This window comes from uncultured Winogradskyella sp. (assembly GCF_947501905.1).
In the GTDB taxonomy this organism is placed as follows: domain Bacteria; phylum Bacteroidota; class Bacteroidia; order Flavobacteriales; family Flavobacteriaceae; genus Winogradskyella.
The window spans coordinates 56,154-69,861 of record NZ_CANMXL010000007.1; the positions used below are offsets into that span (position 1 = coordinate 56,154).

General features: G+C 32.6%; 16 protein-coding genes and 3 tRNA genes. 6 read left to right on the forward strand and 13 right to left on the reverse strand.

What is annotated here, in order from left to right:
- Window positions 1–14: 14 nt before the first annotated feature.
- The 4 genes from Q0770_RS14195 to proS form a co-directional block, all read right to left on the reverse strand.
- The gene (locus Q0770_RS14195) at window positions 15–392 is read right to left on the reverse strand and encodes a nuclear transport factor 2 family protein (RefSeq protein WP_299118062.1); all 378 of its coding nucleotides are present in this window, start codon (window positions 390–392) and stop codon (window positions 15–17) included.
- Between the two features lie 92 nt (window positions 393–484).
- Window positions 485–736 (reverse strand): 30S ribosomal protein S20, encoded by a 252-nt coding sequence (rpsT, locus tag Q0770_RS14200; protein WP_188374130.1) that lies wholly within the window; start codon window positions 734–736, stop codon window positions 485–487.
- 25 nt (window positions 737–761) lie between these two features.
- A tRNA-Glu gene (locus Q0770_RS14205) sits at window positions 762–833 on the reverse strand.
- A gap of 144 nt (window positions 834–977) precedes the next feature.
- Window positions 978–2,456 (reverse strand): proline--tRNA ligase, encoded by a 1,479-nt coding sequence (gene proS, locus Q0770_RS14210; protein WP_299118066.1) that lies wholly within the window; start codon window positions 2,454–2,456, stop codon window positions 978–980.
- Window positions 2,457–2,558: 102 nt separating this feature from the next.
- Here proS and Q0770_RS14215 point away from each other — a divergent pair, with 102 nt between their 5' ends.
- From Q0770_RS14215 to Q0770_RS14235, 5 genes are all read left to right on the forward strand, one after another.
- The gene (locus tag Q0770_RS14215; RefSeq protein ID WP_299118067.1) at window positions 2,559–3,662 is read left to right on the forward strand and encodes a hypothetical protein; all 1,104 of its coding nucleotides are present in this window, start codon (window positions 2,559–2,561) and stop codon (window positions 3,660–3,662) included.
- A gap of 31 nt (window positions 3,663–3,693) precedes the next feature.
- Complete coding sequence (locus tag Q0770_RS14220; RefSeq protein WP_299118069.1) at window positions 3,694–5,214, forward strand: OmpP1/FadL family transporter; 1,521 nt, start codon at window positions 3,694–3,696, stop codon at window positions 5,212–5,214.
- A 107-nt stretch (window positions 5,215–5,321) separates the two neighbouring features.
- Complete coding sequence (locus Q0770_RS14225) at window positions 5,322–5,993, forward strand: Crp/Fnr family transcriptional regulator (protein WP_299118071.1); 672 nt, start codon at window positions 5,322–5,324, stop codon at window positions 5,991–5,993.
- 80 nt (window positions 5,994–6,073) lie between these two features.
- Window positions 6,074–6,955, forward strand: a complete 882-nt coding sequence (locus tag Q0770_RS14230; protein ID WP_299118073.1) for a hypothetical protein — start codon at window positions 6,074–6,076, stop codon at window positions 6,953–6,955.
- Between the two features lie 72 nt (window positions 6,956–7,027).
- Window positions 7,028–7,588 carry a TlpA family protein disulfide reductase gene (locus tag Q0770_RS14235; protein ID WP_299118075.1) on the forward strand — a complete coding sequence of 187 codons (561 nt, stop codon included), beginning with the start codon at window positions 7,028–7,030 and terminating at the stop codon, window positions 7,586–7,588.
- On the opposite strand, the gene Q0770_RS14240 is transcribed toward Q0770_RS14235, so the two are convergent.
- The 6 genes from Q0770_RS14240 to Q0770_RS14265 form a co-directional block, all read right to left on the reverse strand.
- Window positions 7,581–8,027 (reverse strand): sterol desaturase family protein, encoded by a 447-nt coding sequence (locus Q0770_RS14240; protein WP_299118077.1) that lies wholly within the window; start codon window positions 8,025–8,027, stop codon window positions 7,581–7,583. The two genes, Q0770_RS14235 and Q0770_RS14240, sit on opposite strands and share 8 nt — an antisense overlap.
- A gap of 13 nt (window positions 8,028–8,040) precedes the next feature.
- On the reverse strand, window positions 8,041–8,880 hold the full coding sequence (locus Q0770_RS14245; protein WP_299118078.1) for a phytoene/squalene synthase family protein: 840 nt from the start codon (window positions 8,878–8,880) through the stop codon (window positions 8,041–8,043).
- A gap of 12 nt (window positions 8,881–8,892) precedes the next feature.
- The gene (locus Q0770_RS14250; RefSeq protein ID WP_299118079.1) at window positions 8,893–10,353 is read right to left on the reverse strand and encodes an NAD(P)/FAD-dependent oxidoreductase; all 1,461 of its coding nucleotides are present in this window, start codon (window positions 10,351–10,353) and stop codon (window positions 8,893–8,895) included.
- 3 nt (window positions 10,354–10,356) lie between these two features.
- Window positions 10,357–11,259: a MerR family transcriptional regulator gene (locus Q0770_RS14255; protein WP_299118080.1), complete on the reverse strand. Its 903-nt coding sequence runs from the start codon at window positions 11,257–11,259 to the stop codon at window positions 10,357–10,359.
- Window positions 11,260–11,368: 109 nt separating this feature from the next.
- Window positions 11,369–11,453 (reverse strand) — tRNA-Leu (locus Q0770_RS14260).
- Window positions 11,454–11,505: 52 nt separating this feature from the next.
- Window positions 11,506–11,578: transfer RNA gene (locus tag Q0770_RS14265), tRNA-Lys, on the reverse strand.
- A gap of 131 nt (window positions 11,579–11,709) precedes the next feature.
- Between Q0770_RS14265 and Q0770_RS14270 the strand changes: the two genes are divergently transcribed.
- Window positions 11,710–12,231 carry a shikimate kinase gene (locus Q0770_RS14270; protein ID WP_299118082.1) on the forward strand — a complete coding sequence of 174 codons (522 nt, stop codon included), beginning with the start codon at window positions 11,710–11,712 and terminating at the stop codon, window positions 12,229–12,231.
- Here Q0770_RS14270 and Q0770_RS14275 read toward each other — a convergent pair.
- The 3 genes from Q0770_RS14275 to Q0770_RS14285 are packed head-to-tail and all read right to left on the reverse strand — an operon-like array spanning window position 12,223 to window position 13,677.
- Window positions 12,223–12,726, reverse strand: coding sequence for a phosphoribosyltransferase family protein (locus tag Q0770_RS14275; RefSeq protein WP_299118083.1), 504 nt, complete (start codon window positions 12,724–12,726; stop codon window positions 12,223–12,225). The two genes, Q0770_RS14270 and Q0770_RS14275, sit on opposite strands and share 9 nt — an antisense overlap.
- A gap of 2 nt (window positions 12,727–12,728) precedes the next feature.
- Window positions 12,729–13,319 (reverse strand): SAM-dependent methyltransferase, encoded by a 591-nt coding sequence (locus Q0770_RS14280; RefSeq protein ID WP_299118084.1) that lies wholly within the window; start codon window positions 13,317–13,319, stop codon window positions 12,729–12,731.
- A complete protein-coding gene (locus tag Q0770_RS14285; RefSeq protein ID WP_299118086.1) occupies window positions 13,306–13,677 on the reverse strand; it encodes an RNA-binding S4 domain-containing protein in 372 nt (123 codons plus the stop codon). The genes Q0770_RS14280 and Q0770_RS14285 overlap by 14 nt, the downstream gene beginning before the upstream one ends.
- Window positions 13,678–13,708 lie beyond the last annotated feature (31 nt).

Sequence of the window (13,708 nt, forward strand, 5' to 3'; positions counted from 1 at the left end):
TTGGAGCTACTTTATTAATACATCGTATTTCCATTTGCAGAACTCTCAGGAATCTCTTGCATAGCATCCCAATGCTCTATGATTTTTCCGTTTGCGTCAAACTTAAAAAAATCCATAGTTACATATTCTTGATTTCCAGGCCAAGTTTGATGAGTGTGTAAGGCAACCAAATCACCTTCAGCTATAGCTCTAACAAATTCAATTGACTTATTTGGATATTCATTTTGCATGCGCTCAAAATATGCAATAAACGGCTGCTTACCATCACCAACTAATGGGTTATGCTGTATATAGTCATCACCAACAAATAACTCAACTGCTTTTTTTGGATTACCTTCATATGCCATTTTGTAAAATGCAATAGCATTTTGTTTGTTTTGATTTAAAGTCATAATTATATCTTTCTAAGTTAAAAGTAATAATTACTCACAAAAAAAGCCTTTCTAATTAGAAAGGCTTTTTGAATATCGTAAAAGTATATTAACTATAATGCAGCAACGTGCTTAGTTAATTGAGATTTTAAGTTACCAGCTTTATTAGCATGAATAACATTTTTCTTTGCTAACTTATCAATCATACCAACAACAGTAGGTAACATTGCTTGTGCTTCTTTAGCATTAGTTAGCTCACGTAATTTTTTGATAGCGTTACGTGTAGTTTTATGCTGGTATCTGTTCAGCACACGTCTCTTTTCGTTACTTCTAATTCTTTTTAATGCTGACTTATGATTTGCCATGTCTATTATTTTTATTAAAAAATTGTAGCCCGTAGGGGAATCGAACCCCTCTTACCAGGATGAAAACCTGGCGTCCTAGCCGATAGACGAACGGGCCATTTATATTCAGATTTTTAAAGCAATTTTAAAGGCTCTAAAAATCAATTTAAAATTTAAATGAACAACAATGTTTCCATTGCGGATGCAAAAATACAACTATTTTTAAATGTTGCAACACCAAAGCAATTTTTTTTAAAAAAAATTAATATGCTTTAGCAAAGAGCACACGTTGCTTTGATGTATTACCTGTATAAATACAATTTCCTTCTTCTATTTTACTATCATAAGGGATGCATCTAATAGTTGCTTTTGTAAGCTCTTTTATTTTGTTTTCAGTTTCTGCAGTACCATCCCAATGTGCAGAAACAAAACCAGTTTTAGTCTCGAGAATAGTTTTAAAAGTTTCAAAGTCTTCAACTTCAGTAATGTGATTGTCTCTAAACGTTTGGGCTTTATTAAACAAATCCTCTTGAATTGTTTTTAGTAAGTCTGATATTCTATCTTCTATACCTTCAATTGAAACAACCTCTTTAGTTAAGGTATCACGTCTAGCTAATTCTACAGTTCCATTTTCTAAATCTTTTGGTCCAATTGCAATACGTAATGGAACACCTTGTAATTCGTGTTGCGCAAATTTTGCACCAGGTCTGAAAGTATCCCTATCATCAAACTTAACAGTTATATTTTTTGCTTCTAAATCAGATTTAACTTTTGATACGACTTCTTTGATAGCTTCAAATTGTTCATCGCTTCTATATATAGGTACAATAACAACTTGATTTGGAGCCAAGTTTGGAGGCAATACCAACCCTTGATCATCACTATGTGTCATGATTAACGCACCCATCAGTCTAGTAGAAACACCCCATGATGTCGCCCAAACGTGGTCTTGTTTACCTTCTTTATTTGTGAATTTAACATCAAAAGCTTTCGCAAAGTTCTGACCTAAAAAGTGAGATGTACCTGCCTGTAACGCTTTCCCGTCTTGCATTAAAGCTTCTATACAATGGGTGTCAATAGCACCAGCAAAGCGTTCACTTTCAGTCTTAACACCTTTTATTACCGGGATAGCCATAAAATTTTCGGCAAAATCAGCATATACTGTATTCATTTGTTCAGTTTCTGCAATAGCTTCTGCTTCAGTAGCATGTGCGGTATGACCTTCTTGCCATAAAAATTCGGCAGTACGTAAAAATAAGCGTGTACGCATTTCCCAACGAACAACATTTGCCCATTGATTAATTAATATTGGTAAATCTCTATAGCTTTGTATCCAACCTTTGTATGTATTCCATATAATGGCTTCACTCGTTGGTCTAACTACAAGTTCTTCTTCTAATTTAGCATCTGGGTCGACTCTTAACTTCCCTTCATTATCAGGGTCGTTTTGTAATCTATAATGTGTAACTACAGCACATTCTTTTGCAAATCCTTCAGCATTTTTTTCTTCAGCTTCAAACAAACTCTTAGGCACAAAAAGAGGGAAATATGCATTTTGATGTCCAGTTGCTTTGAACATTTTATCTAATTCAGCTTGCATTTTTTCCCAAATTGCATAGCCATAAGGCTTGATAACCATACAACCTCTAACAGCTGAGTTTTCAGCTAAATCAGCTTTTACAACCAATTCGTTATACCATTTTGAATAATCTTCTGCTCTTTTCGTAAGATTTTTGCTCATTCTCTGTTATTTGGCACAAATATTGTGACTATGTTAAATAAAAAAATAGTAGGGCAAAACTAACTATTTTTGTAAAGTTCAACAATTTAAATCATCATAGATATGCGATTTACTTCTACACTCAAAAAATTAACAGCACCATTTATGGCATTAGGAGCAATTTTAATGCTTTTTTCATGCGGTGCATATCAATACGTTGGATATGATAATGATGGAATCTACAGTTCCGATGAAGTTGTTGTAGAAGTAGATGATGCATCTAATAGTAGAGCAAATTCTGAATACTACACCAATTATTTTGCTGAAACATCTGAAAAATTACAATCTATAGAAGAAGAATCTGAGATTTTTACAGATATTGACTCCTATAGTAGTGGAGAGGAAGTTAACGAAGAAGTTGTTTTAGAAGGAAATTATGGTGGTTGGGGTCAAGTTAATGATCAAGTTATTGTAAATTTCTATAATACCGGTTGGAACAATTGGGGTTGGAATGACCCATGGTTATGGAATGGTGGTTTTGGCTGGGGCTGGAACAATTGGGGCTGGAACAGATGGAATAGATGGGGTGGATTTGGATTTGGTTATGGCTGGGGCTGGAACAATCCGTTTTATTGTCCTCCAGGATTTGGCTGGGGCTGGAACAATTTTGGTTATGGCCGCTTTGGTGGTTATTATGGTAATAGTTTTGCATATAATAGAGGAAGACGTGGGGCGGTTTATGGTAGAAGAAATTCTGCATTAAATAGTAGGTCTATTGCACAATTAGATAGAAGGACTTTAAGTAGAAGAGGAAACTCTGTTTCTAGAAGAATAGCATCTAATAATGCAAATACAAGAACCGTTAGAAGAAATGCAGATGGAACAATAGCAAGACCAAGAACTACAACTGGCACTAGACCAAGAAGAACTATAAGTAATCCTCGTATACGTAATGGTAACGGAACTACAACTAGACCTTCAAGAGGTACTATTTCAAGACCTAGAGGTACAACAACTAGACCTTCACGTGGCACCACAACAAGACCATCTAGAGGTACAACAACTAGACCTTCACGTGGCACTACTACAAGACCATCTAGAGGCACTACTATAAGAAGATCAAGTAGCCCTTCTCGTTCGTCAGGAAGTGTACGTTCGAGTGGCGGTTCACGTTCATCTGGAGGTTCACGTTCTTCAGGAAGTTCTAGAGGAGGTAGAAGAGGATAATTCAAACGATAATTTACTTTAAATATATATTATGAAAAGAGTACTTATACTATTCATAACAGCTATTTCTATGTCTTTTGTTAACGCTCAGGATATTACAGATGCATTAAGATATGCAAATGATGAAATTGGTGGCACTGCCCGTTTTAGAGCCATGGGAGGTGCATTTGGTGCACTAGGTGGAGATATTTCTGCAATAAATATAAACCCAGCAAGCTCGGCAGTTTTTACACAAAGCAAAGCTTCATTTACTTTAGGGTTATCGGCAAAAAATAATGATGTCAATTATTTTAATACTACCAGGTCTTCAGAAGATAATAGTTTTAATCTTGGACAAGGTGGCGGTGTTTTTGTATATGCTAGTAATAATCCTAATACAAAATGGAATAAATTTTCTTTAGGAATTGCATATGATAGAACAGGAGATTTTAGTGATAGTTGGATAGCAAGTGGTGTAAATTCTAATACTTCTATTGCTGAATATTTTAATGGTTTTGCAAATGGTTTAAGACTGGATGAAATATCTGCTTTACCTGGAGAAACTATTAATGAAGCTTATGCAGATATCGGTAGCGTATTTGGATTTGGGCATCAACAGGCATTTCTTGGGTTTGAGTCATTTATACTAGAGCCTGATGCAGATGTTGATGATAATACTCAATATGATAATAATATTGTTGGTGGCGATTATAATCAACGGTATGCTTTAGCTTCTACTGGATATAACGGTAAAATGGCTTTTAATTTTGCAGCTCAATATGACGAAAGAATAAATATAGGGGTAAATGTTAATGCACATTTCCTTAATTATGAACGTTCTACGGTATTTGATGAGACAAATTCCAATGCTGGCTCTACAGTCACTGCGGTTGGTTTTGATAATACACTTTTAACTACAGGGACTGGTGTTTCATTCCAGATTGGTTCTATTGTAAAACTTACAAACGAATTTAGAGTTGGACTAACTTATAATTCTCCTACTTGGTATCGTATTAATGAAGAGACTACTCAATTTCTGCAAACCACTGTAGATGGTTTTAATAATCCGATAATTATTAGCCCCAATATTATAAACATATACCCAGCGTATAGATTACGTACACCAGGGAAAGTAACTGGGAGTTTGGCATATGTTTTTGGAGATAAAGGGTTGTTGAGTTTTGATTATTCCCGAAAAGATTTTAGCGATACTGTTTTTAGACCAACAGATGATCCGTTTTTTGCATTTCAGAATAATGAAATATCTAACTTACTTGGAGTTTCTAATACATATAGAATTGGAGGTGAGCTTAGGCATAAGCAATTTAGCTTTAGAGGCGGATACAGAATGGAAGAAAGTCCATATGTGGATGATACTTTTGTTGGAGATTTAACAGCATATTCACTTGGATTAGGTTATAAGTTTGGTGATTTTGCCATAGATATAGCATATAGTCAAGCAGAAAGAGAGCGTAATGAATTTTTATATTCTAATGCGCCTACATTTAGAGAAACTGCAAACTTAGACACCAAATTTACAGATGTAGTTTTAACACTTACTTTTGGTATATAAAGTATTTTTAAAAATTTATAAAAACTCCTGACAGAAATGTTAGGAGTTTTTTTGTAAGGTTAATTATAAGATTACGACTCGTAAGAATATCATCAATTTTTTGTATTATGAATTCTTTATGGGTTTTTGAAGATGTTAACCTCTTTGGTTTATTGTGCCCGCATAAATTTAAGGCTTATAAAAGCGGACATGATTTCGATGCTTATAAGAAGAGCGATTATATCTATTTTGAAGAAGATGCCGCTAATAAAATCTACCTTATAGAAAAAGGAAAAGTGAAGATTGGCTATTATAATGAAGATGGTGAAGAAGTTGTGAAAGCTATTTTAAGAAAAGGCGAATTATTTGGTGAAAAAGCCATACTTGGAGAGAATATTCGTGATGAGTTTGCGCAATCTTTGGATAATAATACGTCTATATGCCCAGTAGGTGTTAGTACCATGCATGAACTCATGCGAGATAACCAAACATTTAGTTTCAAAATATATAAATTCATTGGTTTTAAATTTAAGAAGCTTGAGCGTAGACTCCAGCTTTTGTTATTTAAAGATGCAAGAACAAGACTTGTAGAATTTTTGGATGAGTTGTGTCTAGAATATGGTTATAACTGTGATAGAACAGGAGACCACGTTATCAGACACCCATATACCCAGAAAGATATAGCTTCACTAATTGGTATATCTAGACCTACTTTAAATACACTTCTAAATGATTTAAAGGAAAATAACATCATTAATTTCAACAGAAAAGAAATAAGAATCCTAAAAAAAATTGCTTAATGTTAGCTAGCTAACATTTTATCTTATTGGTGCCATATAATTTAGCATCATCAAATTATATGAACTTAAAAAATAAGACAATGATTAAAAAAATGTTTTTAGGAGTTTTAGCATTAGGATTAATGCTAACTTCTTGTAGCGACGATGATGATAACGCATCAAATTTAGAAACTTTAACTTTAAATCTAAATGGATTAGAAGCTTTAGGCTCTGACTTTGTTTATGAAGGTTGGATTATCGTAGATGGACAGCCAGTAACTACGGGTCGTTTTACAAGTGTTAATTTCCCTCAAAACTTTGCTGTAGATGCCACGCAGCTTTCAAATGCAACCGCTTTTGTATTATCAATTGAACCTCTAGTAGATCCAGACCCAGCTCCAGCGCCAACAAAAGTGCTTAGGGGAGAGTTTACAGGTAATAGCGCAAATGTAAATACAGACTTAATAGGTGACTTAACTAATGTTTCAGGTACTTTTTTCTTAAGAACACCAACAGATGAAATGATGCCAGGAACAGGCAATAACGGTAACGATGAGTATGGTGTGTGGTTTGGAACTCCTGGAATGCCACCAACAGCAAATTTAACTTTACCAGATGTATCTCAGAATGCAGGTTGGACTTATGAAGGCTGGGTAATTGGAGATTCAGGACCAATTAGTACAGGTACTTTCGATAACTTTGGAGGTCGTGATAATTTTACAGGTTTTAGTGGTACTGAATTTAATCAAGGTCCACCAGTACCAGGAGAAGATTTCTTTTTAAATGCACCTACGGGAGAAGTATTCCCTTTAGATGTAAGAAATAGAACGGTAGTGATTTCACTTGAGCCAGTTCCAGATGATTCTCCAGCACCTTTTGCTATAAAACCTCTAGTTGGTGTAGCAGGTACTGCAACGGCACCTTCTACTCATGATTTTTCTGCAAATGTTGCTTCTTTACCTACCGGTACAGTAACAAGATAGTTTTATAACAATTAAATGTTATTTATAAAGCGTAGTTTCGTCTAAGAAGCTACGCTTTATATTTTTAAATAGATGAATAAGACCAAACGAAATAATATTCTCTTTTTAGTTGTAATAGTTTTATTGATTTTGCCACAAACGCGACAACCAATACAAGTACTTTTGCATAAAGGTATAGCTTTGGTTAACCCTGTGAGTGTTGAAGAAGAGAATGTTGCCTTAAGCAATTATGATTGGAGGCTAAAAAAAGAAGAGGGTATAGCTTATAATTTTAATCAATCTAAAGGCAAAATTGTGATTGTGAATTTTTGGGCAACATGGTGTCCGCCTTGTATTGCTGAGATGCCAAGTTTGCAAAAGCTATATGATAAATATGGTCAAGAAGTAGATTTTCTGTTTGTTACAAATGATTCAATAGATAAAATTAAAGCTTTTAAAGAAAAGTACAATTATACATTTCCGGTATATCAAATACAATCAAATCCTACTGAAGAATTGCAAACGTCTTCAATTCCTAGAACTCTAATAATTAACCAAAAAGGAGAAATTATTATCGATAAATCTGGTGCAGTAGATTGGTATAATGACAGTGTTCAGAATGTACTTGATATACTTATAAAGAACTTTATTTAAAATATTTAAAAGGGACTATAAGCATTCCAAAGTTTTCGCCTTTATGTTTCCCTAAATGTTTATGATGTATTTTGTGCGCACGTCTTACGCCACGAGCATATTTATTATCAATATTTCTCAACCACTTAAAGCGTTGGTGTATAAAAATATCATGAACAATAAAATACGCTATACCATAAGCCAGTATACCTAAACCTATTGGAAGTGTAAACCAGACACCTTCATAGCTCCATAAATAAAAGCATACCATGCTAACCACAGCGTAAAAAATAAAAAAGGCATCATTTCGCTCAAACCAACTATCATGGTCTTTGTGATGATGGTCTTTATGTAAACTCCATAAAAAACCATGCATGATATATTTATGTGTAAACCATGCATTAAATTCCATTATAAAAAATGTTCCGAAAAATATGAGTATCCAGAAAAGTATTTGCATTAGGGAGTAAATTTTAAAGTAAGTTTAATTGATATTTTACATAGCTACGAGTTAAAAGCTCTACTTTTTTATAGTCAGGAACTCTAATACGGGCAGATTTTATTTCGAGAGCAGGTGTCTTCTTAAGCTTTTCTAATAATTTACTGTAGTATCTGTAAGCCATAAATACACCAAAGCGTGCCTCAAGCGGAAGTTTTTTAATACCTATAAGACCTTTCTTAAAATCTTGTTCGATATCATCAATTATTGCTTTTTTTGAAGATTCATCTAAGTGATTTAAATCTGTATTTGGGAAATATGTACGACTCAAATCTTCAAAATCGGCTTTTAAATCTCTCAGGAAATTTACTTTCTGAAAAGCTGACCCTAAGCTCATTGCGGAGTCCTTTAGTTGATTATATTTTTCATCGTTTCCTTTGACAAATACCTTTAGACACATAAGGCCTACTACATCTGCAGAGCCGTATATATACTGTTTGTATTCTTCATCAGTAAGGTAATCTTGCTTATATAAATCTTGATGCATACTTTTCATAAAAGCATCTACCATATGCTTTTCAATATTATACTTATGGTAAGTTTCTTGAAATGAATTTAGAATTGGGTTGAGGCTAATTTGCATTTCTAGTGCATCTTCTAAATCCTTAGAAAATTTATCAAACAATACTTTTTTATCATAATCATGAAACGTATCTACAATTTCATCTGCAAACCTTACAAATCCATAGATGTTATAAATATCTTGTCTAATACTTTCTGAAAGCATTTTTGTGGCCATAGAAAAAGAAGTGCTGTAAGACGTTGTAACTAGCTTACTACATTCTCTTGATACCTTGTCGAAGATTGATTTCATGGCGTTGAGTTTTTAATTTGATTGATGCTTTTTTATTAAATCTGCTGCCAGTTTCCCTGATATTAATGATGGTGGTACACCAGGCCCAGGTACAGTTAACTGTCCAGTAAAATAAAGATTTTTCACTTTTTTACTTTTCAGGTTAGGTCTAAGAAATGCTGTTTGCATAAGCGTATTTGCCATGCCATAAGCATTTCCTTTATATGAATTGTATTCTTTTTTAAAGTCTTTAACACAAAAAGACTCTTTAAAGATAATATTATCTACAACTTTTTGTGCAGTTTTTCTTTCGAATCTTTCTATAATAATATCAAAATATTGTTGTCTAAGTTGCTCAGTATCTTCCAAGTTTGGAGCAATTGGTATTAGAAAAAAACCAGTTTCACAGTTTTTTGGAGCCATACGTGTATCCGTAATAGATGGAAAATTAACATAAAACAATGGTTCTTCAGGCCATTTTGGATTATCGTAAATATCTTCGGCGTGAGCTTCAAAATCTGTATCAAAAAATAGATTGTGATGCTCTACGTTATTTAGTTTTTTGTCAAAACCTACATAAAACAATAATGATGATGGTGCAAAAGTTTTCTTTTCCCAATAAGCTTCGCTATACTGTCTAAATTGAGGTTTTAGAAGTGTTTCAGAATGACAATAATCTGCACCGCTAAGAACGTAGTCTGACTTTATCGTTTTACCATTAACAACTATACCAGTGGTTTTTCCTTCTAATACATTTATTTCATTAACTGCAGAATTGGTATGTATAGTTACTCCTAAGCTTTCTGCTAAATCTCCCATAGCTTTTATAACCTCATACATTCCACCTTTAGGATGCCAAGTGCCAAGACCAAAGTCTGCAAAATTCATAAAGCTATAAAACGAAGGTGTTTTACTTGGTTTAGCACCAAGAAATAAAACAGGGAACTCTAGTGTTGATATTAACTTTGGATTTTTAAAGTTTTTTCGAACTTGACTGCTTATTGTTTTAAAAAACTGATCTATTCTAGTAATAGTGTCTTTTGTAACTAACTCTAGGGGAGAAAGACCAGGTTTTAAAACAATCTTATTTATTGCAATATCATAGTTTTCTTGTGCTTGAGATATAAATTTTCTCAAAGGTTTAGAACTACCAGATTCTATGCGCTCAAACTCATCACAGATTTTATCCATAGTATCACCTATAGTTATTTCATCATCAGAAAAGAAGATTTTATAGGCTGGACTTAGTTTATCCAATTCATAATAATCTTTAGTAGATTTGCCAAAATCATTAAAAAATTTCTCAAAGATATCTGGCATCCAATACCAACTAGGACCAATATCAAAAGTAAAACCTTCCTTTTTTATTTGCCTTGCACGACCACCAATGCTATTGTTTTTTTCAAATACAGATACCTCATAGCCATCTTTTGCAAGATAACAAGCTGCTGAAAGCGAAGAAAAACCCGAGCCTATAATGGATACTTTTGTCATACCTTAGTTTAGTTGCGTAACGACTTCTTTTATAGACTTAAAAGACTTGACTTTTTTTGGCAAGTTATCTAGGTCTAAATAGTTTAGCATTTGTCCTAAAACCCAAAACTCTGCATCAGAATTTTGTAGAATAAGCTTGTCAAAGTCTTTAATGTAATTCTCTATATCATTCTTTAGGGGTTTAATTGTAAAGTAGGATAAGAAAATTAAATTATCATAATAGCCTAAAATATCACTAAGACTGTCTAGAGGTACACTTTGACCTAAAAATATGGCATGATAATTACGAGATACTATTTGATAGTTTAAAAACATTAAACCTAGCTCGTGAATCTCATTATCTGGTAAAAAAAGGACAAATGTCTTTTTAGATGTTGGTTTCGCATCTGCTTGAATAAACTCCGTATTTATTAGTATTTTTTGACGGATGAGCGTTGTTAAAAAGTGCTCATGCGCAGGTGTTATTGTATCTGTTTGCCATAACAATCCAATCTCTGTTAATAGTGGAATAAAGACATCATAAAAAACATCTTCAAAAGATTTGTCTTTAAGTAGCGACTCGTAAGTATTGTAAAACAATGCTTGGTCAAAATTTAACATTGATAGCTTGAAAGAATTTATTGCATGACTCTCAAGATTAGTTTGTGATGCAATATCTCTGACCAAACCTGGTATTTCACTTGCTTTTAGGGTTGCAATCTTAGATATTTTATAACCATTATTATTGAGGTAACTTACATTTAGCAGTTTTTGAAAACTTGCTAAATCATAGTATCTAATATTAGTGTCTGTTCTTTTTGGAGAAAGTAAATTATAACGTTTCTCCCATATTCTAATAGTGTGAGCCTTGATACCAGTAAGATTTTCTAAATCCTTTATACTAAACTTATTCTTTAAATTGTTCATTGATTATGTATAATCGTTAAACAAAAATAAGTTTTTAACTCAAAAAAAGAATGTATTTAACAAAAATTAAATAAACAATTCTTTAAACAATAAAATTTAAGAGTAAAAGTGCGCACGAGAAGACTCGAACTTCCACGACCTAAACGGTCACTGGCCCCTCAAGCCAGCGCGTCTACCAATTCCGCCACGTGCGCAAAATGAGATGTAAATATAAAAAAAAAGTTAAGCAATCATGCTTAACTTTTGTGACTTGGCTGGGGCTCGAACCCAGGACCCTCTCCTTAAAAGGGAGATGCTCTACCAACTGAGCTACCAAGTCATTATGTGTTTCTCTAAATGAGGGTGCAAATATAAAATGTTTAATTAATAAAACAATGCTTTTTTTAGATATTTTTTTGTTTTTTTGTGTGGTGTCAAGCTAGGAGTTTCACAATCAATTTATAAGCATATATGATTATAGTTTTAGTGGGTTATATGGGGTCTGGAAAATCTACAATTGGAAGAGAATTGGCTACAGTTTTGGATTATGATTTTGTTGATTTAGATGATATTATAGCTGAAAATGAAAACTTATCTATTCCAGAAATATTTAGTCAAAAAGGAGAAATCTATTTTAGGAAAAAAGAGACAGACTATTTAAAGAATATAATCTCTTCAAAAATCAAAATTGTTTTGTCGCTTGGCGGAGGTACACCATGTTACGGAAATAATATGGATTTAATAATAAACGACCATAATGTTAGGTCATTTTACTTAAAGACATCTATCCCCGAATTATTAAAAAGACTTTGGGAGGAGAAACACAAAAGACCTTTAATAAGTCATATAAAATCAAAAGAAAATTTAACTGAGTTTATAGGGAAACACTTATTTGAACGTTCTCTCTTTTATTCAAGAAGCGATTACTCAATCGTAACAGATGAAAAGACAGTTTCAGAAATTGTAGAGCAAATACTATTAAAACTAATCTAGGTAAGCTTCATAGGGTTGTTTACTTAAATTAACATTGACATGTTCTTTTAAGGAGGTAGATAATGAAATACCCTTAAAATCTGCCTTTACCGGAAATTTCTTATGATTTCTATTTACTAAAACTGCAGTTTTAAACTGTTTTATTGGTACACTTAGAAAATGCCTAACACCATACATTAAAGTGCTTCCAGAATTTAAGACATCATCAACAAGAACTATTGATTTATTACGGTAATCTTCAGTGTTTATTGAAGTAGTGATATTATTTAATGGAGACTTTTTATCTATAATTACTTTACAGAGTGTACTATTTATATGAGAGATTTTATCTAATGTTGATTTTATCTTTTTAGCTAACAGAAACCCATTTTTTTCAATTCCAGCAATAATTAATTCATCCTCGTTAATATTACTCTCATATATCTGATATGCAATACGCTTTATTTTATGCTGAATTTCTTGGTGATTAAGAATCGTATTTTTTTCTGTGCTCATGTTCACTTTTTTTCAAATATAAAAAAGAGTTCTTTATCTTTTCTACCTTCTATAGAATTGTATGCAGATTCAAGCGTTTTAATTTTAAAATTATCTTTAAATAGTCTATAGTAAGTTTCCTTGTCTCCGCCAAAAGGAGGACCATTTTCTGTTAATTCAAAATCAAAGAACAAACCTGATAATTTTCCATTTGTATTAAGTAAATCATTCATTTTTAGAACATAATTTTTACGAAAAATTGGATTTAAGGCACAAAAAAATGTTTGTTCAAGGATTAAATCAAATTTCATACTTAAGTCAAAAAAATCCATATGTAAGCTTTGTTTATTCGGAAAACTAGGTATTCTCATTTTCAAATTATTCAATGGACTTTCAGCAATATCTAGTGCATAAGTATTTTTAAAACCTGACTCCCATAAATACTCAACTTCATAACTGTTACCAGCTCCGGGAATTAAGACTTTGATGCTTTTATCAGAAATTTGGTTAATGTATTTTTTAATAGGGTTTGATATTTCTCCAATATCCCAGCCTATATTTTGATTTTGATATCTGTTTTCCCAATAATCGGTATCTAAATTATTCTTCTTCACCTGTGTAACTTTCTATTGAGCGTCTATCCTTTTTTGTTGGTCTTCCTGTGCCTTTTTTTCTATAATAATCTTTACTATATTTTAGTAATTCTTGAGCTTCAAATTCTGATTTTGGTGTTAAGTCTGTTCTATAAATATCAACAAGCTTAGCCCCAACTCGATTAGGAGGAATATCATTAACTTTTATTTTATAGTTAATCTGATTTTTTCTAAATATTATAATATCCCCAATATATACTTCTCTACTTGGTTTAATTACCGCGTCATTAACCTTAACCTGCCCCTTTTTACAAGCTATCGAAGCTTGATTTCTGGTTTTACTGTATCTAACACACCATAAAAACTTATCTATGCGCATATAATTTAACTAAAAACTGCGTTAATGAATT